Genomic DNA, 25,516 nt, shown 5'->3' with positions numbered 1-25,516 from the left:
ATGGTCAGAAGCGGGGAATGAAGAAAAGGATGAGGGAGAAGACCAGCGTGCCCGCGGCGGCGGTCATCCACATGAGGCGTATGGCCAGGGCCAGGTCACTGACGGCGGCTTCCGTGCGCCCGGTTCCTATCCACGGATAGTCCGCAGGAATCCCCTTGTAGGAGACCGGACCGCCGATGCGGAGGCCCAGCGCGCCCGCGAAGGCCGCCTCGCTCCAGGCGGAGTTTGGGCTGGCATGGGCGCGGCGGAAGGCCCAGCCCGTAGTGAGCGCCCTCCGGGCGGAGGTTCCCTTCACGAAGAGGGCCGCCAGGGAAATGCACGGCAGGATGAGGCGCGCGGGGATAAAGTTGAGCGCATCGTCCGTGCGGGCGGCAAAGGTGCCGAAGCGTCTGTACCGGTCGTTCTTTTTCCCCCACATGGCATCCAGAATATTGAAAACGCGGTGCGTCAGCGCGGCGAAGGCCGCGCCGAAAGGACCTCCTGCCAAACAGCCTGCTGTAGCCCAGAACAAGGTGGAAAAGACGCCGTCCGTCAGATTTTCCGCCACGCTTTCAATAGCCGCCCTGGCCATGCCGTGACGGTCCAGCCGTTCCGTGTCCCTCCCTACGATCATGGAAACGGCGTGCCGCGCCTCGCCGTCCTTCCCGCTGCGCAGGGCGTTCGCCACCCGCAGCGCATGTTCCGCCAGGCCGCGCGGGGCCATGCAGATGTAAATGACCAGAACGGCCGGAATCCAGGGAATCCACGGGGAGGGGAAGACGGAAAAGGGAAGGCAGAATACCGCGCAGGCAAGCCATGCGGCGGCGCAGGTTCCTAAAGCCGCCGCCGTTCCCGCCGTAAAAGTCCCTCCCCACAGCCGCCGTGCCAGGGTTTCCGCGCGGCGCGCGCACCAGCCGATCAGGCAGACGGGATGGAACCTGTTGGGCGGATCCCCCGCCAGAATATCCAGCAGAAGGGCCGCAGGCAGGATGAACGGGCACGGAAGCATGGGTCAGCGTTTCAGTTGAAGAATACGGTAGATGGCCTTGAGGTCCAGATGCTCCCGGACTACGTCCGCCAGGCGGTCCAGCGCGCCGTCCAGGTCATAGGAGGCGTGCAGGGATGGATTGGGGGACAAACCGGAATCCACTCTGACCATGTTGATGAACGCGCGGCGGAACTCGTCGCCGTCCAGCATGCCGTGCAGGTACGTGGCCCAGATTCGGCCTTTGCCGTAGCCGCAGGGGGAGCCGTCTTCCCGGAACATGATGGGGACGCTCGCTCCCTCATGGCGGGTGACGCCGTGGTGGATTTCATAGCCCGCCGCGGGAGGGGCCAGCGGCGTGCTTGCCCGGCGCACGTTGAGCAGGGTTTTGGCGGCGGCGAAAGTGGTGGAAAGCTCCAGCAGGCCAAGCCCCGGCGTCCGTTCCTCCGCGGATTCCATGTGCAGCGGGTCCAGAATGTCCGTTCCCAGCATTTGCAGGCCGCCGCAGACGCCCAGCATCCACTTTCCCTGTTCAGCGTGCCGGCGGATGGGTTCTTCCAGCCCTGCGGCGCGCAGTCCGGCCAGGTCCGCCGCCACGCTCTTGGTGCCGGGCAGGATGACCAGGTCCGGGTTCCCCCATTCCTCCCGTGTCCGCACCTGGCGGAGGCGAACGTCCGGCTCCGCCGCCAGCGGGGCGAAGTCCGTGAAGTTGGAGACGTGGGCGGGCATCACTACGGCCACGTCCAGGCAGTCCGCGTGCCTGGCTTGCTCGTCCTGTTCAAAGGGCAGAGCGGCCCGGTCCTCTTCCGGAATGCTGATGTTCCGTATCATCGGGATGACGCCCAGCACGGGCCTGCCCGTACGGTCCAGCATGTAGCTGTGCGCCGGGGCCAGCAGCTCCGGGTCTCCGCGGAACTTGTTGACCACAAAGCCCGCCAGCAGCTCTTTTTCCCAGGGGGCGAACGTCATCCACGTCCCCAGGAAGGAGGCGTACACGCCGCCCCGGTCAATGTCCCCGGTGAGCAGAACTTTGGCGCGCGCATAGCGGGCCATGTTCATGTTCACCACGTCTGCGGATTTCAGGTTGATTTCTCCGGGGCTTCCGGCCCCTTCCAGGCAGAGGACGTCATACTCGTCCGCCAGGGAATCGTACGCCCGGCGCACGTCCGGCCAGAAGCGCCTTTTGGCCGTAAAATATTCCCGCGCCTCCATGTGGCCTACGGCACGCCCCATCACGATCACCTGGGAGCCGGTGTTGGAATGGGGCTTGAGCAGGATGGGATTCATCCTGGCATCCGGGTCGATGCGGCAGGCCTGGGCCTGCACCATCTGGGCGCGGCCCATTTCCTCCCCCAGCGCGGTTACGCCGGAGTTGAGGGCCATGTTCTGCGCCTTGAACGGGGCCACCCGGTGGCCGTCCTGAAGAAAAATGCGGCACAGGGCCGCCGTGAGCACGCTTTTTCCAGCATCGGAGCAGGTGCCCTGAATCATCAGGGCCGGTTTGGGCAGTTTGCGGAGAATGGCGGGGCCGCCTCCCTTCAGCTCGGCCCGCAGGGCCTCTGCCAGCAGGGCGTGTTCTTCCGGCGTGCGGACGCCTGCACGGAACCAGCCGCCGTTTTCCAGCCCCGGATAATTGGAGCAGTCGCGCAGCGCGATGCCGTGGTTTTTCAGGAGCCGGGCGGCCAGGCCGGAAGGCGCCCCCGCCAGACGGAAGAGCAGGAAGTTGGCCCCGGACGGCAGCACGGCGGCGCCCGGCAGGGCAGAAAGCCTGCGGAACAGGTCTTCCCGGCGTTCCCGGTTCAGGGCGCGTTCCCCGTCCGCCCATGAAGGCGGCTGTTCCAGCACGGCCCGCGCCGCAGTCGCTGCAAAGGCGTTCACGTTCCACGCGGGCAGGGACTGCCTCAGCCGTTCCGCCAGTGGAGCGGCGCAGACGGAAAAGCCGCACCGGACGCCGGCGATGCCGTAAAATTTGGTCAGGGAACGCAGGACAACCAGGTTGGGCAGAAGGGCCGCGTCACGGAGAAGCGATTCCGTTCCGTCCGCGTAGTCAATGAAGGATTCGTCAATAATCCAGACGACTCCGGGGCGGTTCCGCACGGCCTGCCGCAGGGCCGGAACGTCCAGCAGCCCGCCGGATGGATTGCAGGGATTAGCCAGGAAAACGGCGCTTCCGTCTGCGGCCTGTTCCGCCGGCAGGAGGGAAGACGGAATGAAGGAATCCCGTTCCTCCGTCCGGATGGAAAGAACGTCCGTGCCGTGGCGCAGGCAGGCCAGCCTGTATTCGGAAAAAGCGGGTTCCGGAATGACGGCCCGTTTCAGTTCCAGCGCGCGCGGGAGGGCGTGAATCAGTTCGTTGGCTCCGTTGCCGAAGGTGAAGCAACCGGAAGGCAGCCCGTAATGAACCGCCGCCAGTTCCCGCAGCTCCGCCATGTCCGGGGAGGGGTAGGGAACGGCTGCATCCATGGCCTTCCACAGCGCGGAGGCAATGAACTCCGGCATTCCCTCCGGCCTCAGGTTGACGCTGAAATCCAGAATCTCCCGTTCGGGCCGTCCGGCGTCCGCCGCCAGGGATTTTAAATCCCCTCCGTGTGAAAAACTGTTCATGCCGTAGTAATTAAGACCGGCGTTCCAGGATGGCGCCTGTTCCGGAAAAAGGAAGGAAACGCCTTGAAGAAACGGTTTTTCCGGAAGTTGGGAACTCCTCTGAAAACGGAAATCCTTCCCCGCTGCGGGAAGGAGGGTGAAAGGCGTGTCATGGGCGCATCATGTCCTGTACGCGCCGGGGGTGACAAGACAAAAATGGAGAACTCCGGTTGGAAAAACGGGATGGCGCGCGGCGGCTGAAAAGAGGAAGCGTCCATAAAGCGGCGGAATGTTCAAAGAAAATTTTTTTGGCTTGTCATACCGGTCTCTTTGGTATTTCATCCGTCTCATGAACCCTCATGGGAAGGGTTACAGACCTCAGGGACGCCCGTAGCCGGGCAGGAAATAGATTGGGGAATACCGGTGTGAATCCGGAGCGGTACCGCCACTGTAAGCGAGCCTGTCTCGCAAGCCAGAAGACCAGCCTGTGGGGTTGTCCAACTGTTCGGCGAGTTACCGAACGTAAGGCACCACAACCATGCTTTATACGAAGAAAGCCCTTCAGATGGGCGCTATTGCCGTTGGCCTTGCCGCATTCGCAGGCCAGTCCTCTCTTGCCGAGTCTGCTAAAAGAAGACTCCAAGCCCTCCGCCAGTTCGGAAACCATGCAGGTCATGCCGGAATTGACCATGGCGTCCCACTTTACGGGCGTGCCGTACAACCGGTCCGGGGTATCCGTTTCCATCATCAATCCGGAAGAATTCCAGAAAGCGGGCATTGAAACCCTGACAGGAGCCCTTTCCCAGACTCCCGGCGTCTTCACGCTGGACGGCGGCGGCACCTGGCAGCGCGGTTCCGTGAGCAACACCGTCATCCGCGGGATGAACAAGGAAACCTACACCCTGACCATGGTTGACGGCATGCGCATCAGTGATGTCAACATGTCCGGCAACAAGCTGCTGGGGATCACCAATCTCTTTACGGTGGACAATGTGGAAGTGGTGAAGGGCGCCCAGGGCGCCGTCTTCGGTTCCGGCGCCATTGGCGGCGTTGTCGCCATGGACACCCCGGAAGGGGAAGGCGATCCCGTGACCAGGATTTTTGCGGAAGCCGGTTCTTTCCATTCCTTCAACAGCTACGCGACTTCCTCAGGCAAGATCAAGAAGCTTTCCTACTTTGTGGGCGTGGGGTTTGAATCCACGGAAAACGATCCCACCATTTATCCGGCCATTTATGACAACCGGAAAGGCATGAACGACTTCCGCCAGTGGCAGGAAGCCGTGCGCCTGGGCTATGACGTCAATGACAAGGTGAAGGTGGGCTTTACCTACCGCCGCCTGGATTCCTACTTTGAATACCCCACGCCGTATGTGGATTACGACCAGTGGCCCGCCGTGACGGACCCCCACCTGTACAACACGGAAGACAAGAACCGCAGCAACCTGGTGACGGGGCGCGTGGATGCGGAAATTACCAAGCTGTGGTCCACCAGCTTCATGATCGGGCATTACAACATGGACTATTCCACGCATACGCCGGGCTTCGATTTCCAGCCCAACGTGATGTGCAACCGCCGCTTCCAGACGGAATGGCGCAATGCACTTACGTGGAACAAGGAATGGAAGACGGTCGCCGGCATGGCCTGGGACCGCTCCGACTACATGAGCGAAAACAATTACGTGGCCAAGGATGAATGGCAGAGCACGCTTGCCTTCTTTGCGGAGCAGATGTGGGCGCCCACGGACAACTTTGACGCCAGCGTGGCCCTGCGCCTGGAGCATGATTCCGTCTGGAACAACCACTTCACGTGGCGTTATTCCAATTCCTGGAAGGTGACGGGCAAGGATTCCCCCACCCGTATTTTCGGTTCCGTGGGTTCCGGATTCCGCGCCCCCACCTACTTTGAACAGTACGCCGCCAATTACGGCTACGTGGGCAATCCGGACCTGGATGTGTCCAAATCCCTGGGCGGAGACCTGGGCGTGGAACAGCGCCTGGCGGACAACCATTACGCTTCCGTGACGGGATTCTGGACCCGCATCAACGATGAAATCGGCACCAGGAGCGTAGGCACGTGGCCCAACTCCTACACGACTTACGACAACTTCTCCCACGCCACTTCCTATGGCGTGGAAGTAGCGTTCAAGGGGCAGTTCAAGGATGCGTGGAACAGCGGCTATTATGCCAACTACACCTTCACGATGCCCAAGCGCGACTCCATCGGCAAATATGAAACCATCCAGATGGCCAATACTGCCCGCCACACCATCAACGCGGAGGTTTATACCTCTCCGGTTGAAAAACTGACGGTCGGCTTCGGCGTAACATCCGCCATGGGCCGTACGGACTACAACTATGCCCGTCTGGACAACTTCTTTACGGCGCGTTTGTTCGCCAGGTACCAGGTGACGGACAATGTGGCGTTTCATGTGCGTGTGGAAAACCTGTTTGACCAGAATTTCATCATCACGAATGACTATAACTTCGGACCGCGCCAGGCCCGGGGGCTGGGAGTCTTCGGCGGCGTGACGGTCGAATTCTAATTGCTTTTCAGGACTAATTGTTGATTGCACCCCCATCTTCCGTCTTGCGGGCTGTTTCAGGCGAAGGGAACAGCCACGGGCGGAAGATGGGCTTTTTGTTTTCCGGTGGTTCCGGAATCGGTTAACATGCGGCGGTAATCTAAGCTGTGTTTCGCTGGCTGTACATTCTGGGGGCGTTGGTCCTCGCCGTCTTTCTGGGAGGAGTCCTTTACTTCGCCCAGCGGGAAGCGGACGTTTGGCATGAGGCCTCCGGACGGACGGACGGCAGGGGCATGCCTGCCGTGTTTGACGGCTTCGTGGAACGGTGGAACAGATCTGTGGAGCGGGAACTGCTCCGGGAACTGGCAGGCGGCGAGCGGAAGAAAAGCCTGCTGTCCGTCTCCCGTGGCGATGGGGATGGGCGGCGTCTGGCCGAGCAGGAGCGTTCCGTGGAACGCATCGGCAGAAGGCTGGAGCTGAAAGACCATATCCGCCAGCTTCCCCTGGAGGAGGTTCCTGCTGGATTGGAATGGCAGACCGGAATGGAGGAACCGGAAGTGGGTGACCCCCGGGCCGTGAAAGGGGGGCTGGTCCGGCTGTGGATCAATACGCCGTTTCCCGGAACCCTGCGGGCGTTCGGACCGGGAAGCGAGACCTTTTTCAACTACTCCGCCATTGACAACGTGTGGCTTCCCCTGGTGGGGTTGCATCCGGAAACCTTCCGGCCCATTCCGGGGCTAGCGGACCGCTGGGCCGTCTCCGCGGACGGGAAAACCGTTTTTTACCATTTGGACCCGGAAGCGACGTACTCGGACGGCCGCCCCGTAAGGGCGCAGGACTTCCTGCTGAATATCTGCCTCCGCACGTCCGGCTTTGCCCGGGACCCCTTCTGGACCACCCTGTTCCGTTCCACGTATGACCAGATTACGGTATACGGGGATTCCGTCATTGCCCTGACGCTTCCGTCACCCGGGCCGCTGCTGCCTTACATGGCCTGCGTGGATTTCCATCCGGCCCATCCCGGTTTTTACCATGATTTCAACTCCCTGTTTCTGGAACGCTACCAGTGGAAGGTTCCGCCGAATACGGGGGGCTACGTGGTGGTTCCCGGTAAAATACGGATAGGCGAGCGCATCACCCTGGCCCGCGTGAAGGACTGGTGGGCGAAGGACAGGAAATACTACCGCTATTCCTGCAATGCGGACCAGGTGGAGCATGTATTTGTAAACCTGGAAAACAAGGCGGTTGAAATGTTCCGCCGCGGGGAGCTGGACATGATGAACGTCCGCAAGCCGGAAGTGTGGGAAAACAGGCTGGAACTGCCGGAAGTGCACCGGGGCTACATAGACAAGTACAGCCTGGAAGCCGGTTATGCCTGCCCCCCGTACGGCCTGTACCTGAACTGTGCGGACAAGCTTCTGAAAAACCCCGGCATTCGCAGGGGGCTGGCGCATTCCGTGAACATGGGCATGGTGATTGATACCCTGTTCCGCGGGAATATGAGAAGGCTGGGCTCCTACATGGAGGGGTACGGCGATCTGACGCTTCCGCTGAAAGCGCCGGAATACAGCAAGAAAAAAGCCATGGAACATTTTGCCCGCGCCGGCTACCGGGAAATGGGGGAGGACGGCGTGCTGAAGAATGAACGGGGGAACGGCTGGTGGTGGAACTGACCTTCGCGGACTCCTCCACCCTGATGACCAATGTTTGTTCCATCCTACGGCAGGAGGCCCTGAAATGCGGGGTGGACCTGCGCCTGGACCCCCTGACCTATAATGTCTGTTCCCGGAAGGTATTTGAAAAACGGTACCAGGCCGCCCTGTGGGCGTGGCCGCTCCAGACGCCGTTCCCCCGGCTTTATGAAACCTTTGCTTCCGAGCTGGCGTACGATGCCCGCGGCAACCCCGTGGGCAACACGAACAATATCTTTGCCGTGGCGGACACGGAACTGGATGCGGCCCTGGACGCGGAGCGGAATGCCCCGGATGGCGCCGCCCTGAAAAAAGCCCTTCAACGCGCCCAAAAGCGCATTCATGAACTCTGCGTCTGGATTCCCGGCTGGCGGGAACCCTACACGTACGTCGCCTGCTGGCGCTGGATACGCTGGCCGGAATCCCCCACGCGGTTCTGTTCCCCCGGATTTACAACCCCCTGGAATCCCACTTGTACTGGGTGGATGAAAAAATGAAGAAGGAAACGCAGGAGGCCCGGCGCCGGGGCGTTCCGTTTGAGGAAAGGCATCAGGTGATACGTGTTGAAAGACCGGATGACGCCGCTCCGTAATAAAACCAGCCCGCCGGCTCCTTTTTAAATTGAAAGGAGGCGGTTTTTCATCATAATTCCCCTTATTATTCCCTAGAACCGTTTATTGACTCCATTATCATGAAAATATCACTTTTTTCCGCCCTGTTTCTGGCAGGCCACCTTTGCATGGCCGCTCCCATGCCCCTGCCGGAATCCAATGACGGCGCCAAGCATGTCTTCGCCACCAACCAGGAAAACTTCCTGATGGACGGAAAGCCCGTCAAAATCATCTCCGGGGAAATGCACTACCCGCGCGTGCCGCGTGAGCACTGGCAGGACAGGTTCCAGCGCATGAAGGCCATGGGCATGAACACCGTCTGCACCTATCTGTTCTGGAACGTGCATGAACCGGAACCCGGCAAGTGGGACTTCTCCGGCAACCTGGACTTTGTGGAATTCGTCAAGGAAGCGCAGAAGGCCGGCCTGTGGGTCATCGTGCGTCCGGGCCCTTACGTTTGCGCGGAATGGGAATTCGGCGGGTTCCCCGGCTGGCTGCTGAAGGATGCGGACCTGAAGGTCCGCTCCCAGGACCCCCGTTTCCTGGAACCGGCCATGGCTTATCTCAAGAAAGTCTGCTCCATGCTGGAACCGCTGCAGATCACCAAGGGCGGCCCCATCATCATGGCCCAGGTGGAAAATGAATACGGCTCCTACGGCTCCGACAAGGACTACGTGAAAAAACACCTGGAAGTCATCCAAAAGGAGCTTCCGGGCGTGGTGCCCTTTACCTCGGACGGCCCGAACGACTGGATGATCAACAACGGCACGCTGCCCGGCATCGTTCCCGCCATGAACTTCGGCGGCGGAGCCAAGGGCGCCTTTGCCAACCTGGAAAAGCACAAGGGCAAGACTCCCCGCATCAACGGCGAATTCTGGGTAGGCTGGTTTGACCACTGGGGCAAGCCCAAAAACGGCGGCAGTACGGAAGGCTTCAACCGCGACTTGAAGTGGATGTTGGAAAACAATGTCTCCCCCAACCTTTTCATGGCGCACGGGGGCACCTCCTTCGGCTTCATGAACGGGGCGAACTGGGAAGGGGCCTACACGCCGGACGTGACCAATTACGACTACGGCGCGCCCATCTCTGAAAACGGAACCCTGACGGACCGCTACCGTACCTTCCGCCAGACCATTCAGGACTATTACGGTGATACGTACAAGCTCCCCGAACCGCCCGCGCAGCCGGAAATGATGGAGCTGCCGCCCATCACGTTCACGGAGAAAGCCGGCATGTTCAACCGGCTCCCGCAGCCTGTCATCCGCAAGGAGCCCGTGCACATGGAAGCCCTGGGGCAGAGCCTGGGCTTCATCCTGTACCGGACGAAAGTGAACGGCCCGGTGAAGGGAGAGCTGAAAATGAACAACATGCAGGACCGCGCCATCGTTTACGTGGACGGCAAAAGGCAGGGTGCGGCAGACCGCCGCTACAAGCAGGACGCCTGTGACGTGGTTATTCCCGCGGGCCTCCATACGGTGGATATCTTTGTGGAAAACATGGGCCGCATCAACTTCGGCGGCCAAATCCAGGGGGAACGCAAGGGAATCCGCGGCCCCATCACGCTGGACGGGAAGAAGCTGGAAAACTTCCTCATCTACAACCTCCCGTGCAAGGGCGTGGAGCTTCTGTCCTTCTCCGGCAAGAAGCCGGGCGGCGACCAGCCCGTGTTCCACCGTGGATATTTCAACGTCTCCAACCCCAAGGATACCTACCTGGACATGCGGGACGGCTGGAAAAAGGGCGTCGTGTGGGTGAACGGCCACAATCTGGGCCGCTTCTGGTTCATCGGTTCCCAGCAGGCGCTTTACTGCCCCGGCGAATACCTGAAACCGGGGAAAAATGAAATCGTGGTGCTGGACGTGGACGGCGGCTCCGGCACGGTGAAAGGCGTGAAGGAAGCCATTTACGAAGTCAACAGGGACCCTGCCATGGCGGACGTCTTCCGTGTGGGCAAGCCCGTAGCTCCCGCTGCCAGCCAGCTCGTGCACAAGGGAACCTTCGCCAAGGGCGCGGACCAGCAGGAAATCAAATTCCGCGCTCCCGTCCAGGCCCGCTACATCGCCCTCGTCAGCAAGAACGCCCATGACAACGGCCCGCACGCCGCCATTGCGGAGCTGAATTTCCTGGATGCCTCCGGCAACCTGCTTCCCCGCGAACAGTGGTCCGTGGTCTATGCGGATTCCCATGAAACGGCGGGGGAAGCCGCCCAGGCGGGCCTGGTGATGGACAACCAGCCCACCACCTACTGGCACACCAAGTGGCAGGGAGACAACCCCACGCACCCGCACATGATCGTGCTGGACCTGGGCAAGGTACAGAAGCTCTCCGGCTTCCGCTACCTGCCGCGCCAGAACCGGGAAAACGGCCGCATCAAGGACTATGAAGTCTACGCGTCTCCCAAGCCGTTCAAGCCTGTCAAATAGGGATTCCCGGAAATCCTGATCTTTCCGGGGCCGCTCCATCCTTTGGGATGGAGCGGCCTTTTTCCTTTTGGAGCACTTTTGGAGGCAACGGAATCTTCACGCGAGCGCGGCATGCGCTGGTTTTAAGAGCACGTGTTTGCTGATGCCTTGGTTACCGCATGGCATGCGTCTCCTCCCCCGGCATGAAAAAGGCGGCTCCGTGGTGTACGGAGCCGCCGGGAGGCAGTAATGAACTCAATGATTAATTGTTAGAAGTTCCAGGAGAAGCCCAGCTTGATGGTGTGGTAGCCGGGATCACTGTAGCCCTGAATCTGGTAATATTCATAGCCGATCAGGAAGTCAGCGCTCTTGGAGATGCTGAACTTGAACCCGGCCTGGGCTGCCCAGGAAAACTTGGTGGTGGAGATGGTGTGGGAACGGCTCCCGTCTTCCAGCCCGTGGATGGTGGTTTTAATGTCTCCGTACGTGGCGCCCGCCTTGCCGCCCAGATAGAACATCGTGTAATCGCCGATGGGGAGGTTCAGCGTATAACCGGCCATCATCGGAACGTAGGTGGAGCGGACGCTGGCGGTATAGGGGCCGCTGATGCCCAGGTCATGCACGCTGGGATGGTGGGAGCCTGCCAGAATGCCGCCGTTCAGGGAAATCTGATGAACAATGCTGCCGGTTTCAATGTAATTGAAAATGCTCAGATTGCCGCCGGCCACGTTGGGCATGGCATCCTTGGTGGCGATGCCGTAAGCTCCTTCCAGGGACATGCCGAACTGGCCGTCGTATTTGTCGGCGTGGTAGGCATTGGCGGCGGACACGGAGGCCACAAGGGCCAAACCTAGCAGTATAGTCTTGTTCATATGGGGATAAATGGTGAATTTAACTGTGGTTCATTCTTGGCAGTTTTCTCTTTTGAAGTCAAACATGAAATGTCAAATTTGCATGAAATCCCCGGGCACCGGGAGATGAAGTTGCCAGAACGGGCCCGGTGGGGTACATTCTGCGCCATGGAACAACAAGCGTGTGATTTGCTGGTGACCGCTTCCCGCATGCTGGCGGGCGCGGGGCAGGCCGGCGCCGCCGGAAATGCGGCCGTCGCCGTCCGGGACGGGAAAATTCTGGAAACGGGGAGTGCCGCAGAGCTGGAAGCCCGGTGGAAGCCCACCGCCCGCAGGGACCTGGGAAATGTCCTGCTGATGCCGGGGCTGGTCAATGCCCATACGCACGTTCCGATGACCTTCTTGCGCGGCTTTGCGGATGACCTGCCTCTGATGGAATGGCTGACCGGGCATATTTTCCCTGTGGAAGCCCGCCTGACGGACAGAATCGTCTCCCTGGGGGCGCGGCTGGGCATGTATGAAATGATGCGGACGGGCACGACGGCTTTTGTGGACTCCTATTTGCTGGAAATCAACGTGCTCCGGGAGGCGGAGCGCATGGGAATGCGCTGTGTGGGCGGGGAGGCTCTTTTTGCGTTTCCCTCTCCGGCGTACGGCGGATGGGATGCGGCGGAAGCCCTGTACCGGGAGCAGGCGGCGCGCTTTGCGGGCCGCGGCAGGGTGCAGGTGGCCCTGATGCCGCACAGCGTATACACCACCAGTGACGACGTGCTCCGGCGTTCCATGAAGCTGGCGGAGGAACTGGACCTGATGCTGCATATCCATCTGTCCGAATCCGCCGGAGAAGTGGAGCAGTGCCGCTCCCTGCACGGGGACAGGCGCCCGGTGGCTTATGCCCGGGACATGGGGCTGCTGAATGAACGCACCGTGCTGGCCCACATGGTGGACGTGACGGATGAGGAACTGGAACTGGTAGCCTCTTCCGGAGCGGCAATCGCCCACAACCCGGTCAGCAATTTGAAACTGGCTTCCGGCTTCGCCCGCGTGCGGGACATGGCGCGGGCCGGCATTTCCGTCTCCCTGGGAACGGACGGAGCGTGCAGCAACAACAGCCTGGACATGTTTGAAACGATGAAGCTGGCCGCCCTTCTTGCCAAGGGATGCAGCGGGGACGCTACCGCGGTGCCCGCCACGCAGGCGCTGAACATGGCCACGGCGGAGGGCGCCCGCATCTTCCGGACGCCGGGGCTGGGAACGCTGGCTCCGGGAGCTCCCGCGGACATGATTGCCCTGGACCTGGATGAACCGAACCTCTGCCCGATTTTCAACGAAGCGTCCCATGCCGTTTATGCCGCTTCCGGCAAGGACTGCGTGTTCACCATGGTGGAAGGGAACATCCTGTACGACCGCGGAACCTACACGGACGGCCTGTACGCAGACACCGCCGCGGAAATGCGGGACCTGGTGGAGTGGGTGAAGGGGAAGGAATAAAGACGGAAGACTAAATACAAAAGAGAAAATAGTCTTTAACAGGCATTTCCCCTCTATTTAATCTTTTGTCATTGGGGCGCCGTTCAGGCGGCGCATGCTCATATTCCTTCTTTACCCGCAAGGGGGGATGCCTTTATAGTAATTTCATGCAATATGATCTCATCGTCATTGGTGGAGGCCCTGCCGGCTATGTGGGCGCCATCCGCGCCGCCCAGCTGGGAAAATCCGTGGTGTGCGTGGAACGCGACCGGGTAGGGGGCACCTGTCTGAACTGGGGATGCATCCCCACCAAGGCGCTTCTGAAAAATGCGGAGGCTTACCTGACCGTGACGGCCCGGGCCAAGGAATTCGGCATGACGGTGGAAGGCGTCAGCGTGGACTGGAGCGAGGTGATTGGCCGTTCCCGCAAGGTCAGCGACCGCCTGGCCGGCGGCGTGGGTTTCCTGTTTAAGAAAAACAAGGTGGACTCCGTCACGGGGGAAGCCTCCATCACCGCCCCCGGCAAGGTGGAAGTGAAGGCCGCCGACGGAACGACGAGCGTTCTGGAAGGAAAAAACATCCTGATCAGCACCGGCTGCGTCACCCGCACGGTGCCCAGCCTGCCCCTCAACGGCGCCACCATCATCGGTTCCAAGGAAGCCATGGTGCTGGAAAAGCGGCCTGAAAGCATGATCATCATCGGTTCCGGCGCCATTGGCACGGAATTCGCCTACATTTACAACTCCTTCAGCACCAAGGTAACGCTCATTGAAGCGCTCCCGCGCATGCTTCCCAATGAAGACGACGATTCCTGCCAGACGCTGGAACGCGCGTTCAAGAAGCAGGGCATCAAGGTCATGACGGGAGCCTCCGTGGAATCCGTCACGGAAACCTGCGACGGCAAGGTCAAGGCCAGCGTGAAAAACAGCAAGGGACAGGAAGAGGAAATCACGGCGGACGTCTGCCTGGTGGCCATCGGCGTGAAGCCGGTCGTTCCCGCCGCTCCCGGCCTGGAGCTGACGGAAAAGGGATTCATCAAGGTGAATGACCGCTACGCCACATCCATTCCCGGCGTTTACGCGGCGGGCGACGTGATCGGCGGCGTGCTGCTGGCGCATACGGCCACCTTTGAAGCCGTGCAGGCCGTGGAAGGCATGTTTAATCCGGACTACCAGCCCAGGCAGGTCGGCTTCTTCCCAAGCTGCACGTACTGCTACCCGCAGGTGGCTTCCGTGGGTAAAACGGAACGCGCCCTCAAGGAAGCGGGCGTGGAGTACAAGGTGGGCAAATTCCCCTTCCAGGCCATTGGCAAGGCTGTGGCCGCCGGAGAAACGGACGGCTTCGTGAAAACCCTGTACGGCGCCAAACACGGCGAACTGCTGGGCGCCCACATCGTGGGGCCGGAAGCCACGGAACTGATTGCCACGCTGGGCGTCGGCATTCAGGCGGAACTGACGGACGAGGATATTCACGCCACCATCTTTGCCCATCCCACGCTGTCGGAAGCCATCCATGAATCCATGCTGGCTTCCGAGGGAATCGCCATCCACATGTAACGGTTTTCACGGGAAGAGCCCCGGAACGGGGCTCTTTTTCTCCGTTAAAAAAGATGAACGGTAACCTGCGCTGGAAACAAAGGCTTCAAAACCTGAATAAGGCTTTTTCCCGGTTGCGCCATGCTTGCGCGTTGCCGGAATACAATGAATTGGAAATGGCCGGACTGGTGCAGACTTATGAATTTACGTTTGAGCTGTGCTGGAAAACGTTGAAAGATAAACTGGTCTATGACGGCTACAGCGTTAACAGCCCCCGCGAAGCCATCAGGCAGGCGTTTGGCGCAGGCTTGATAGGCCATATTGATTGCTGGTTTCAGGCGTTGGAAAGCCGCAATTTGTTTGTACATACTTATGATGATTCCAGCGCGGAAGAGGCGGTTTCCCTGATTAAGGGAAAATTCTTTTCCATGCTGGCCCCATGTGTGGAAAATCTGAACATGATGGCGGAGAAAGAGGACTGAACGATGGCCTGACGGCCAAGGTGCGCTCAGGCATCCGGGAAATTCTTTCACAGACTCCGCAGATTAGGAAAGCCGTTTTATTCGGTTCCCGCGCCCTGGGCACGTGGAAGCCTGCGTCCGATATCAATCTTGCCCTGGAGGGCGAGGACCTGGATTTGTCCGTCCTTTTGACTCTCCAAGCGCGTCTCACGGAGTTGAACCTGCCTGTGGAGGTAGACTTGATTATTCGTAACAGAATCACCAATCCTGATTTGGAGCGTCATATCCATGCTTATGGCAAGGAGTGGTTTTCCCGTTCCATGGAATGAAGGGATTTTGATCCCGGAGAACCCCTGTAAAACAGGAAAGACATTCAGTCTTTCCTCTTTAGTATTTAGTCTTTTTCTCCCCGGTCCTCATAGCTCAAACACCGGATTCTCCACGGCGTTTTTCACCGCAATAAGGAACTGCACGGCCTGCTTGCCGTCCACCAGGCGGTGGTCATAGGAAAGGGCCAGGTACATCATGGGCCGGGCGACGATCTGGCCGTCCCGGACCACGGGGCGTTCCTGAATGGCGTGCATGCCCAGAATGCCGCTCTGGGGCGGGTTCAGAATGGGGGTGGAGAGCAGGGAACCGTAGGTTCCCCGTTGGAGATAGTGAAGCAGCCCCCTTGCAGGTCCTGCATGGACAAGCTTCCGCCGCGCACTTTTTCCGCCAGGGCGGCGAGTTCCAGTTCCAGTTCCGGGAGCGTTTTCCGGTCGCAGTCCCGCAGCACGGGGACCACGAGTCCCTTGTCCGTGCCGATGGCTACGGAAATGTCGTAATACAGGTTTTCCACGATGTCCGTGCCGTCAATTCTGGCGTTGACCTGGGGCACTTCCTGAAGGGCCTTGACCACCGCCTTGATGAAGAAGCTCATGAAACCAAGCTTGGTGCCGTACCGTTCCCGGTACGCCGCATTGAATTGTTTGCGGAGCTCCATCACGGCGGACATGTCGCACTCGTTGAAGGTGGTGAGGATGGCCGCCTGGTGCTGGGCCTCCACCAGCCGGGCCGCGATGGTGCGGCGCAGGGGGCTCATGGGTTTCCTGATGAAACGCGGGGCGGTTTCCTTGTCAGACTTCCCGTTTTTCCCGGCGGGAGGCTGTTCCGGGGCGGACGTTTCCTTTTCCGGCTTTTGTTCCGGGGATTCGGCCGCAGGAGGAGGGGGGGTGGAAGCGGGTTCCTCCCGTGTTCCCGGCGCTGTGGTTTTCTCCGGTTCCGGCGGTACGGGAGCCTCTTCCTTTTCCGGTGCGGCTGCGGTTCCGTCAGCGGAAGAAATGCGGCCCAGAGCCGCGCCGATGGGGGCTTCCGCTCCTTCCGGGACGAGGATTTCCAGCACGCCGCTTTCGTCCGCCTCCAGGTCCGTGGAAACCTTGTCCGTTTCCAGCGTCACCAGGGTGTCGCCTTTGGCTACCGGGTCGCCGGCATTCTTGTGCCACGCGGCTACGGTGGCGGTGGTGATGGATTCTCCGAAGTTGGGGATCAGGATGTCGCTCATGGGAGGAAGATGGGTTCAGGATTGCGCCCGCGGCCCGAAGGCGGTGGCGATGAGTCTTTTTTGCGCGGCGGCGTGCAGGGCCTTGGCGCCCTCCGCAGGGCAGGCCATGGGCGGCCGCCCCGCATAGCGGAAGGAGGTGGCGAAGAGGCGCCCCAGCCTGTTCCGCAGGTGGCCCCAGGCCCCCATGTTGGAGGGTTCCTCCTGGCACCAGACGAAGTCGCGCACCTTCTGGTAGGGGGCCAGCAGGTAGGTGAGCTGTTCCTGGGCCAGCGGGTAGATTTGTTCCAGGCGGATAATGATTGTGTCTGAAATATTCCGTTCCTTCCGGTAGGCGGCCAGGTCATAGTAAACTTTCCCGGTGCAGAAGACGGCGCGCGTTACCTGGTCCGGCGCGGGAGCGTCCGGGTCCGGCAGCACTTCGTGGAAGCGGGAGGGAACCAGGAATTCCCGGTGCGGGGAGACGGCCTCCGGACGGGAGAGCAGGCTTTTGGGCGTGAAGACGATCAGCGGCTTGTGCACGTTCTGGTGCACCTGGCGGCGCAGGGCGTGGAAGTATTGGGCCGGGGTGGTGGGGTTGATGACCTGCATGTTGTCGTCCGCGCAGAGCTGGAGATAGCGTTCCATGCGGGCGCTGGAGTGTTCCGAGCCCGCCCCTTCATAGCCGTGGGGCAGCAGCAGCACAATGCGGTTTTTCTGGTGCCATTTGGCCTCCGCGGCCGCAATGAACTGGTCCACGATGACCTGCGCTCCGTTGGCGAAGTCCCCGAACTGGGCCTCCCACATGACCAGCGCGTCCGGGCTTTCCAGAGCATAGCCGTATTCAAAGCCCAGCACGGAGGCTTCCGACAGGGAGGAGTTGTAAATGCGGAACGCGGTAGTGCCGTGGTTCAGCTTTTCCAGAGGAGTGTACAGGGAGCCATCATTGAAGTCATGCAGGACGGCGTGCCGCTGGGAGAAGGTGCCGCGCTGGCAGTCCTGGCCGGACAGGCGCACGGTGTGGTTTTCCGCGAGCAGGCTGCCCCAGGCCAGGGCTTCCGCCATGGCCCAGTCCAGCAGTCCGCCTTCCCGGAAGGCCTCCCGGCGGCGGGCCAGGAAGCGTTTTTCCAGCGTGGGGTGGGGCGTGAAGCCGTCCGGCAGTTCCGTAAGGATATCTCCGATGCGCTGGAACAGCTCCGGGCTGATTCCCGTCCGTACGCTGGTACGCGGGATGGGCGTTTCATCCGCATCCTGCGCGGTGGCGGGCAGGATGTAGTCCGCGGGGTTTTCCTTCATTTGCAGGTAGGCCTGTTCCATGCCTTCCCAAAGGTCTTTCCGGATGTCCTGCTCCTGCTGTTCTGTCAATTCCCCGCGCTCTCTGAGCGCCGTTCCGTACAGGGCTGCGGCGGTGGGGCGCGCCTCAATCCGCTTGGTCTGCATGGGCGCGGTGAAGGCGGCCTGGTCCGTTTCATTGTGGCCCAGGCGGCGGTAGCAGTACATGTCCAGAATGATGTCCCGCCCGAACTTCTGGCGGAACTGGAGCGCGAATTCCGCCGCCCACACCAGGTCCTCCGGGCTTTCCCCGTTGATGTGCAGGATGGGGGACTGGAGCATCTGCGCCACGTCCGTGGCGTAGCGGGAGGAACGGGCCTCGTCCGGTCCGGTGGTGAAGCCGATCTGGTTGTTGATGATGAGGTGCACGGTGCCTCCCGTGCGGTAGCCTTTCAGCAGGGAAAGATTGAGCACTTCCGCCACGAGCCCTTGTCCTGCGAAGGCGGCGTCCCCGTGGAGGACGAGCGGCAGCACATGCTTGCGTTCCGCGTCTTCCAGGTTGTGCTGCATGGCCCTGGCCCTGCCTTCCACCACGGGATACACGGCTTCCAGATGGCTGGGGTTGGAGGAGAGGCGGACGTGAAGGTCGCGGCCGTCCACATGGCGCGTGGTGGCGTAGCCGAGGTGGTATTTGACGTCGCTCCTGCCAATGGGGGATTCCGGCAGGTAGTCCGGCGTGAATTCTCGGAAGATGGTTTTCAGCGGCTTGTGGAGGATGTTGGCGAGCACGTTCAGCCTCCCGCGGTGGGCCATGCCCATTTCAATGTGGGAGACGCCGGCGGCGGGGCAGCGCTTGACGATGGCGTCCAGCAGGACGATGGCACCCTCCCCCCTTCCAGGGAGAAGCGTTTTTCCCCAATGAAGCGCTTGCCCAGGAATTCCTCGAACAATTCCGCCTTGCAGAGATGGAAGAAGGCGTCCCGCCGGACCTCCGGGCCGTAGTCCACGCCGTTCGCCCGGAGCTTGATTTTTTCTTCAATCCAGGAGCGGATTTCCAGATTGTCTATGTGGTGGTATTCAAACCCGATGGGGCCGCAATAGATTTTTTGCAGGTGGCTGATGATTTCACGGAGGGTGAACGTGCCGCCGTCCATGAAGGTGCCGATGTTGGCGGGCTGGTCCAGGTCTTCCGGACGGAAGCCCATTTCTTCCAGATTGACCGGGGTGCAGGTCTTGTCCGGAGACGCCAGGGGATTGAAGCGCGCGCACTGGTGGCCCATGACCCGGTAGGCCCGGATGAGCTGGTTGACGCGCCCCCGGCATTCCGCGCTTTCCGGCGGGACGGTGTAGGGGGAGGCGTCCGTGCAGTTCCCTGCGTTTGCTTTTTCCTGCGGAGCGTTGCCGCTCCCCAGTTCATAGCCTTCAAACCAGGCGGCCCAGAGAGGGTCTACGGACAGGGGATCGTTTTTCCATGATTGGTGGAGCGCCATGATTTCCTCAGGCGGGAGTCTGGAGAAGATGGAGGCGTTCATGCCGAAAGATGGGTTGATACGGGGCTATTCCATGTTCACTAATCGCTATTCTCTGCCCGCAGGGCGTCAATAGCTGTGTTCGTTGAGCTGGACCTTCCCGCGGAAGACCCAGTAGATGGCGGCGGAGTAGGCCAGGACGAGCGGCACGCCCAGGATGGCGATGTACGTCATCACGACCAGGCTTTCACGCGTGGAGGAGCCGTTGACGAGCGTCAGGGAGTTCTCCGGGTTGGGCATGGAATAGAGCAGGTTGGGGAACATGGCCGCCCCGAAGAGGGCCATCATGCAGCCCATGGTGGAGCAGGAGGCGACGAAGGCCCAGCCCGGACGGTTCCTGTGGATGAAGATCCAGATGGCGGTGATGGAAATGACCGCCAGCACCGCGATGCCGTAAATCCAGGGGGAGCGGTGCAGGGCCGCCGCTACGTGCGGCACGTACAGCAGGGTGGCCGCTCCGTGAAGGATGATCAGGACGGTGAAGATGATGACGCAGGGCCTGAGCAGTTTTTTGATCTGTTCCTGCAGGCTTCCCTGTGTTTTCATCAGGAGGTAGATGCCTCCGTGCATGGCGAACAGGGCCACCGTCGTCAGCCCCAGAAGAACGGAGTAGGGGTTCAGCAGGCTGAGGAAGGTTCCGGTGAAGTTGCCCTGATTGTCCAGCGGAATGCCCTTGGTGACGTTCCCCATGGCTACGCCGATGAGCAGGGCGGCCAGGAGGCTGCTGATGGAAAAGGTGGTGTCCCACCCCCTGCGCCACCATTTCATGGGCTGCTTGCTCCGGAATTCGATGGAGACGGCGCGGAAGATGAGGGTGAGCAGCAGGAGCATGAAGGCCAGGTAAAACCCGGAGAAGACGGAGGCGTACACGTACGGGAAGGCGGCGAAGAGGGCGCCGCCCCCCGTGATGAGCCAGACTTCGTTTCCGTCCCATACAGGGCCCACGGCGTTTAGCGTGAGCCTTCTGTTTTCATCACCCTTGATGAAAAGCTGAAGGGCTCCGGTGCCCAGGTCAAAGCCGTCCAGAATGGCATATCCGGAGAAGAGCACGCCGACGAGGATGAACCAGATGATTTGCAGGTCTGTAAGAGTAAGATTGTCCAACATGGTTTTAAGAGGGGCTGAAGGTTAGTCTTTGACGAAGGGGACCTGGAGCTTGCCTTCCCCGGTGCCGTCGTCTTCGTTTGCTTCCTGGTCCGGACCCTTGTGGATTTTATGGGTGATCTGATAGAGGAAGAGGGCCAGCAGCAGGGCATAAATGACGAAGAACATGCCCAGGGAGGAAAGGGCTTCCGCCGCGGTGAGGGTGGGGGATACGGCATGTTCCGTTCTCAGGATGCCGTACACAATCCATGGCTGGCGCCCCATTTCCGCCACGGCCCAGCCCACCTGGTTGGCTATTTGGGGGCCCAGCACGGAGAAGACGAAGCACCAGAGCAGCCAGCGCTTCTGGAAGAGCCAGCCTTTTTTCCAGCCCCACAGGCCCACCAGGAACAGGGCCCCCAGGGCGCAGCCGATCAGGATCATGATGTGGAAGGAGTAGAAGACGGGCAGGATGGGGGGCGTTCGTCCTGCGGGATGTCGTTCATGCCGGTGATGGTCGTATCCAGGTCATGATGGGTCAGGAAGGTGAGCATGTACGGGATGGAGATGCCCGTCACTTCATGGGTGGACGGGTTCATCCAGCCGACGAGGTGGAGGGCCAGCGGAGCGCCGGTTTCCATCACGCCTTCCATGGCGGCGAATTTGGCGGGCTGGTGGATGGAGACTTCACGTGCGCTGGAGTCCCCCGTGATGCCCATGCCCACCACGCCGATGAGGCCGATGACCAGGGCCACCTTGAAGCTTTTTTCAGCTCCTCCGGTGAAGCGTTTTTTCAGGATGTACCAGGCGGAGACGCTGAGGACGAGCGTGGCCCCCGCCAGCCAGCAGCCGGCCAGCGCATGCGTCAGGCGGTCCACGGTGGACGGGTTGAACACCACGTCATAGAAGCTGGTGATATGGGCCTGGATTTTCCCGTTCACTTCCACCAGCTTGTACCCGGCGGGCGTCTGCATCCAGGAGTTCGCCACAATGATCCAGATGGCGCTGAAATGGGCGCCCAGGGCGACCATGCAGGAGGAGAAGAAGTGCATTTTGGGGCCCACCTTGTCCCAGCCGAAGAGCAGGATGGCCAGGAAGCCGGATTCCAGGAAGAAGGCGAAGATGCCTTCCGCCGCCAGAGGGCTGCCGAAGATGTCGCCCACGCAGCGGGAATAGTCAGCCCAGTTGGTGCCGAACTGGAATTCCATCACGATGCCGGAGGCCACGCCCAGGGCGAAGATGATGCCGAATATCTTGGTCCAGAATTTGGCCTGCTTGTGGTAGAGTTCGTTCTTCGTTTTCAGCCAGAGGCCTTCCAGCGCGACCAGAACCACCCCCAGGCCGATGGTCATCGGCGGGAAGATGTAGTGGAACATGATCGTAACGGCGAATTGAAGACGGGATAATAAGACCGGATCGTCCATGATTGCTTGGGGATGAGTGGATGTTTATGGAACAGGAGGCCGGCAGCCAAATACCGGTACCTTCATACTTTATACATCCCAAGAGGACCTTTGTTCAATTATTTTCCTTTTCCCTGAATAACTTTTTTAGATTGTATCTAAAAAAGAACGGTTTAGCACTGAATGAACACGTCCATCCCCTCTTCCGCCAGGGCAAAAAGATCCAGCATGTCGCGGGGGGAAAGGCGGATGCAGCCATGGGAGGCCGGGGCGCCCAGCAGGTCCGTATCATTGGTGCCGTGGATGTAGATGTAGCGGCTCCGCGTGTTGGCGTTGTGCGGTTCCAGGCCGTCCAGCCACAGGATGCGCGTCAGGATAAAGTCCGAATGTTCATCCAGGCTTTCCGGGATGGCGGCGGGGTAGCGGCCTGCCGGAAGGCGTGAGATGAAAATGGTGTCCTCCGGCTCTCCGTCCCCGATTTTTTGGCAGACGCGGAAATGTCCGGTGGGCGTTTTTCCGGAGCCCTCTTCATGGCCCGTGCCAGCTTTTCCGCTGGAAACGGGGCACCGGAGCAGGATGTTTCCGGATTCTTCCAGCACCAGCTCCTGGCGGGACAGGTCAATGCGTATGGAAGGGGCGGCCATGGGGGAGGAAAGAGTTGTCACGCTTGCTGTTCCATCCGGGCGATGATGGCCTGGATGGCGGCTGTCAACTGCCGCGCCACGCTGTTGTAGGCAGCCTGACCGCAGCCGATGGGGTCCGCAATGCTGCGGTTGTCCGTGTAGCAGGTGACCAGCCTGATCTTGTCCGCATGCTCGGGGAAATTGGCAAGCAGGGCGGCCAGGTGGCTCTCCGTCATGGCATAGACGTCCGTGGCGTTTTCCATCAGTTCTTCCGTGACGGGGCGGCTTTCATGGCAGGAGAGGTTGACGCCGTGCGCCTGGAGGATGTGGAGCGTTTCCGGGCTGGCCTCCTGCCCGTGCCATGCGGAAGTTCCCGCGGAACCGGCGCGCCATTCCGGATGATGCGCTGAAAGCTTCCGGAACAGGCCTTCCGCCATGGGGCTGCGGCAGGTGTTGCCGGTGCAGATGAAAAGGATGTGCTTGCGCTGTGTCATGAGTCGGGATGTTCTCTTTTGGAATGGTGGGGGATAGGCACCTCGTTGGGTTCCTGGTACAGGTTGTCCGGGGGGAGCACGTGCCCGGCTCCATTCCCCTCCGGCGGGGGGGCTCCGGCGTCTTCCTCCTCCTCTTCGTCCGCATCGCGGGAGGGGGGAAAGCCAGGGGAACAGGCAGCCCGCCAGCACTACGCACAGCACCGCCGCCACGGGCGTCATGACGGGGAACCAGGTGTCATGGACGGAAAACAGGTACCACGCGATGACCGGGGCCGCCAGGATGCAGAGCCCCCAGATGATGAAACGCCCCCGGCGCTGGAAACGGAGGGCCCAGACTGCCAGGAGCAGGACGTCCAGCACGATGACCCACTGCACCCATACGGGGGCTACCGGAATCAGGACGGCCGGGGCCGGAGCCAGCGCCCCCATGAGGGTGCGGATGGTTTGCGCCGCCAGGAGGGCCTGTGCGTCCGGCGTGTCGGAAAGGGCGGACGGTTCGGAAACGAGAACCGCGTCCGCGGAAGAAAGCAGTTTTCTGACGGCGGTGGTATCCGGCGGCCGCAGGCCGGACATGACGGGGACGATCACCTCCTTGGTGTCCAGCATGGTGGGGCTGCTGTGTTCCGCCAGAGGAATGCGGCCGTATTTGTCCAGCGGAACGGAACGCTTGCCGCCCAGGAAAAGGGTGTCGCCCGGAATGATTCTCACGTCGCCGGGTTTCAGGTCCAGCGCGTTCAGGGCGGCGGCCAGCGGAAGGGTGGGGATGATCTCCTCACCCCAGCGGATGAAAAGCGGCGGAGAAACCCTGTTCTCCGGGGAGGGGGAAAACAGTTCGTTGTTTTCCACGACGGTTCCCAGGGCGGGGGCTGCCGTGGTCAGTTGCGGAGCTTCCCCCACCAGCCTGTCCGCGCGCGGGAACAGGTCCGTCTTTCCCACGATGTTGGCAGCGGGAATAACCAGGCCTTTCCAGTCCGGCGGGAGGGGGGCGTGGCGGGAGGACTCGCTCATCTGCCGTCCCAGCGCCTTGTGGCGGAAGCGGTCCAGCTCATACCCCACGGCGGCCTTGACGATGCTGTCCGGCTCTTCCTCCCAGGCCATGGGAGCCATCACGTAAACATTCCTGGCCCCCTGCTCGTACAGGTGGCGGAACAGCACCGTGTAATCCATGGGATTGGGAGGATAGGCGGCAAAGCTGTTCAGGGAGGATTCCCGGTGCAGGGAAACCACGGGAAGCTGGGCCGTCTGCCCCTTGTTGAAATAATCGTAAGGCTGGAGGACGATGCTGCTTTCCGCATTCAGACCTTCCGGGCGCACGGTCCGGTACTCTCCTGCCAGGGAACGTTCCGCCGCCCGCTCATAACAGAAAATGGTGGGCGGAAGAAACACGTACCCCAGAATCCAGCCCAGCCCCAGGGAAATCTGGAACAGGGACAGCACAAGCAGGAATCTGGGGGTCAGCGTCATCAGGAGCAGGGAGAAAGATCATGCTAGCATGGCCGCCAGCGGTTCTGCAAGCGTGGAGCCGGGCAGAAGCTTCCGCAGGTGTTCCAGCCCGGCGGGAATCTGGGCCAGATACCAGGTTTTTCCCTGGTTGTGGCCGATGTTGGCGTAGGCGCCCAGCATCTGCATGAGCCGTTGCAGGGCGCAGGCGCGGAAGATGCGGTCATCCAGGGGTTGCCCTGAAATCTTTTCCCACTCCCTGAGCAATTCCTCCGCCTGCTCCGGTTCCAGACGGGCATAGCCGTCATAAACCAGGGAGGCTAGGTCATACTCCGGGCGTCCGCCGCGCATGCCCTGGAAATCGATCAGCCAGGTCTTACCCGCGTGGATGTGCACGTTCTGGGACTGGCTGTCCCGGTGCACGGGGCATTCCGGAAGGGAGGCCAGGAATTGCGCCAGCTCTTCCAGGGCCGGATGGTTCAGGAAGGAATCCGTTTCCAGCCCCAGGTGGGCCCCCAGCAGGTGTTCCGCAAAATAGGACTGCTCCCAGCGGTACAGGGCTTCGTCAAAGGCGGGCTGGAGGGGGAACTCCTCCGGAAACGGGCAGGAGTGAAGCAGATGGAGCTGCTCCATGGCCCGGATGTAGCGCAGGCGCAGGGAGGGCCAGGACTCTCCCCGGAAGGCCAGCAGGCTGGCGTCTCCCAGGTCTTCCACCAGCGCAGCCCCGCAGCCGGCGCCGAGCGGTTCGTAGTCGTAAATCTCCGGCACGTTCACGCCGTGGGCGTGCAGGTGCCGGTCCGCGGGGATGAAGGAATCATTATCCGCGCGGTCATTGCCCCACCGGATGCCGATGCATGTGCGGGAGCCGAGGCGGATGCGGACGATGGTGCGGCCGGACGCGCCCAAAGCCAAGGTATGGAAATCCTCTTCCCGCGGAACGACGTGGAAACTCCGTTGAACCAGGCTGGACAATTCTTTCATGGAGAGGCGTGGCGGAAGGGCCTTGCGGAAAGGGGGCGGACGGAGGGCAGGGAAATCCTCCCTCCGCCGGAAACGATGAAGG

At 61.0% G+C, this 25,516-nt stretch carries 17 protein-coding genes, 2 pseudogenes and 1 riboswitch; of the genes and pseudogenes, 8 read left to right on the top strand and 11 right to left on the bottom strand.

Features of this window, described 5'->3' with window-relative positions:
• Positions 1 to 4 precede the first annotated feature (4 nt).
• Both cbiB and PVA48_RS00370 read right to left on the bottom strand, forming a co-directional pair.
• On the bottom strand, positions 5 to 988 hold the full coding sequence (cbiB, locus tag PVA48_RS00375) for an adenosylcobinamide-phosphate synthase CbiB (RefSeq protein WP_102728318.1): 984 nt from the start codon (positions 986 to 988) through the stop codon (positions 5 to 7).
• A 3-nt stretch (positions 989 to 991) separates the two neighbouring features.
• Positions 992 to 3,568 (bottom strand): cobyric acid synthase, encoded by a 2,577-nt coding sequence (locus PVA48_RS00370; protein WP_102728319.1) that lies wholly within the window; start codon positions 3,566 to 3,568, stop codon positions 992 to 994.
• Between the two features lie 342 nt (positions 3,569 to 3,910).
• Positions 3,911 to 4,050, top strand: a riboswitch (cobalamin riboswitch).
• A 111-nt stretch (positions 4,051 to 4,161) separates the two neighbouring features.
• Between PVA48_RS00370 and PVA48_RS00365 the strand changes: the two genes are divergently transcribed.
• The 4 genes from PVA48_RS00365 (at position 4,162) to PVA48_RS00350 (ending at position 10,794) form a co-directional block, all read left to right on the top strand.
• Positions 4,162 to 6,090: a TonB-dependent receptor plug domain-containing protein gene (locus PVA48_RS00365; RefSeq protein WP_423232055.1), complete on the top strand. Its 1,929-nt coding sequence runs from the start codon at positions 4,162 to 4,164 to the stop codon at positions 6,088 to 6,090.
• 146 nt (positions 6,091 to 6,236) lie between these two features.
• Entirely contained in the window at positions 6,237 to 7,742 is a 1,506-nt protein-coding gene (locus PVA48_RS00360) for an ABC transporter substrate-binding protein (protein WP_423232054.1), read from the top strand.
• Entirely contained in the window at positions 7,730 to 8,257 is a 528-nt protein-coding gene (locus tag PVA48_RS00355; RefSeq protein ID WP_423232053.1) for a hypothetical protein, read from the top strand. Before PVA48_RS00360 ends, PVA48_RS00355 begins: the two co-directional genes overlap by 13 nt.
• A 194-nt stretch (positions 8,258 to 8,451) precedes the next feature.
• The gene (locus tag PVA48_RS00350; RefSeq protein ID WP_102728322.1) at positions 8,452 to 10,794 is read left to right on the top strand and encodes a beta-galactosidase; all 2,343 of its coding nucleotides are present in this window, start codon (positions 8,452 to 8,454) and stop codon (positions 10,792 to 10,794) included.
• Positions 10,795 to 11,042: 248 nt separating this feature from the next.
• On the opposite strand, the gene PVA48_RS00345 is transcribed toward PVA48_RS00350, so the two are convergent.
• Entirely contained in the window at positions 11,043 to 11,645 is a 603-nt protein-coding gene (locus PVA48_RS00345) for a porin family protein (RefSeq protein ID WP_022396750.1), read from the bottom strand.
• Positions 11,646 to 11,792: 147 nt separating this feature from the next.
• On the opposite strand from PVA48_RS00345, the gene PVA48_RS00340 reads away from it, so the two are divergent.
• The 4 genes from PVA48_RS00340 to PVA48_RS00325 all read left to right on the top strand — a co-directional run bounded on the left by PVA48_RS00340 (position 11,793) and on the right by PVA48_RS00325 (position 15,419).
• Positions 11,793 to 13,115, top strand: a complete 1,323-nt coding sequence (locus PVA48_RS00340; RefSeq protein WP_180975172.1) for an amidohydrolase — start codon at positions 11,793 to 11,795, stop codon at positions 13,113 to 13,115.
• 146 nt (positions 13,116 to 13,261) lie between these two features.
• Positions 13,262 to 14,650 (top strand): dihydrolipoyl dehydrogenase, encoded by a 1,389-nt coding sequence (gene lpdA / locus PVA48_RS00335; protein ID WP_102728324.1) that lies wholly within the window; start codon positions 13,262 to 13,264, stop codon positions 14,648 to 14,650.
• A 53-nt stretch (positions 14,651 to 14,703) separates the two neighbouring features.
• Positions 14,704 to 15,111, top strand: a complete 408-nt coding sequence (locus PVA48_RS00330) for a nucleotidyltransferase substrate binding protein (RefSeq protein ID WP_102728325.1) — start codon at positions 14,704 to 14,706, stop codon at positions 15,109 to 15,111.
• Positions 15,069 to 15,419, top strand: coding sequence for a nucleotidyltransferase domain-containing protein (locus PVA48_RS00325; protein WP_423232052.1), 351 nt, complete (start codon positions 15,069 to 15,071; stop codon positions 15,417 to 15,419). Before PVA48_RS00330 ends, PVA48_RS00325 begins: the two co-directional genes overlap by 43 nt.
• Before the next feature lie 87 nt (positions 15,420 to 15,506).
• Here PVA48_RS00325 and sucB read toward each other — a convergent pair.
• From sucB to PVA48_RS00285, 8 genes and pseudogenes are all read right to left on the bottom strand, one after another.
• Positions 15,507 to 16,633: pseudogene (gene sucB, locus PVA48_RS00320) on the bottom strand (dihydrolipoyllysine-residue succinyltransferase).
• A 15-nt stretch (positions 16,634 to 16,648) separates the two neighbouring features.
• Positions 16,649 to 18,742, bottom strand: a complete 2,094-nt coding sequence (locus PVA48_RS00315) for a 2-oxoglutarate dehydrogenase E1 component (RefSeq protein WP_423232479.1) — start codon at positions 18,740 to 18,742, stop codon at positions 16,649 to 16,651.
• Positions 18,673 to 19,413 carry a hypothetical protein gene (locus tag PVA48_RS00310; RefSeq protein WP_309557042.1) on the bottom strand — a complete coding sequence of 247 codons (741 nt, stop codon included), beginning with the start codon at positions 19,411 to 19,413 and terminating at the stop codon, positions 18,673 to 18,675. The genes PVA48_RS00315 and PVA48_RS00310 overlap by 70 nt, the downstream gene beginning before the upstream one ends.
• A 66-nt stretch (positions 19,414 to 19,479) precedes the next feature.
• On the bottom strand, positions 19,480 to 20,517 hold the full coding sequence (cydB, locus tag PVA48_RS00305) for a cytochrome d ubiquinol oxidase subunit II (protein WP_423232051.1): 1,038 nt from the start codon (positions 20,515 to 20,517) through the stop codon (positions 19,480 to 19,482).
• Between the two features lie 21 nt (positions 20,518 to 20,538).
• Positions 20,539 to 21,845, bottom strand: a pseudogene (locus tag PVA48_RS00300) (cytochrome ubiquinol oxidase subunit I).
• A gap of 224 nt (positions 21,846 to 22,069) precedes the next feature.
• Positions 22,070 to 22,561, bottom strand: coding sequence for a L,D-transpeptidase (locus tag PVA48_RS00295; RefSeq protein ID WP_146021115.1), 492 nt, complete (start codon positions 22,559 to 22,561; stop codon positions 22,070 to 22,072).
• Positions 22,558 to 24,477: a hypothetical protein gene (locus tag PVA48_RS00290; protein ID WP_423232050.1), complete on the bottom strand. Its 1,920-nt coding sequence runs from the start codon at positions 24,475 to 24,477 to the stop codon at positions 22,558 to 22,560. The genes PVA48_RS00295 and PVA48_RS00290 overlap by 4 nt, the downstream gene beginning before the upstream one ends.
• Before the next feature lie 18 nt (positions 24,478 to 24,495).
• Positions 24,496 to 25,434: an aminoglycoside phosphotransferase family protein gene (locus PVA48_RS00285; protein ID WP_102728329.1), complete on the bottom strand. Its 939-nt coding sequence runs from the start codon at positions 25,432 to 25,434 to the stop codon at positions 24,496 to 24,498.
• Positions 25,435 to 25,516 lie beyond the last annotated feature (82 nt).

Source organism: Akkermansia sp. JRP_AM1, from assembly GCF_049262625.1.
GTDB lineage: Bacteria > Verrucomicrobiota > Verrucomicrobiia > Verrucomicrobiales > Akkermansiaceae > Akkermansia > Akkermansia massiliensis.
This window is presented reverse-complemented; position numbering and strand designations above follow the sequence as displayed.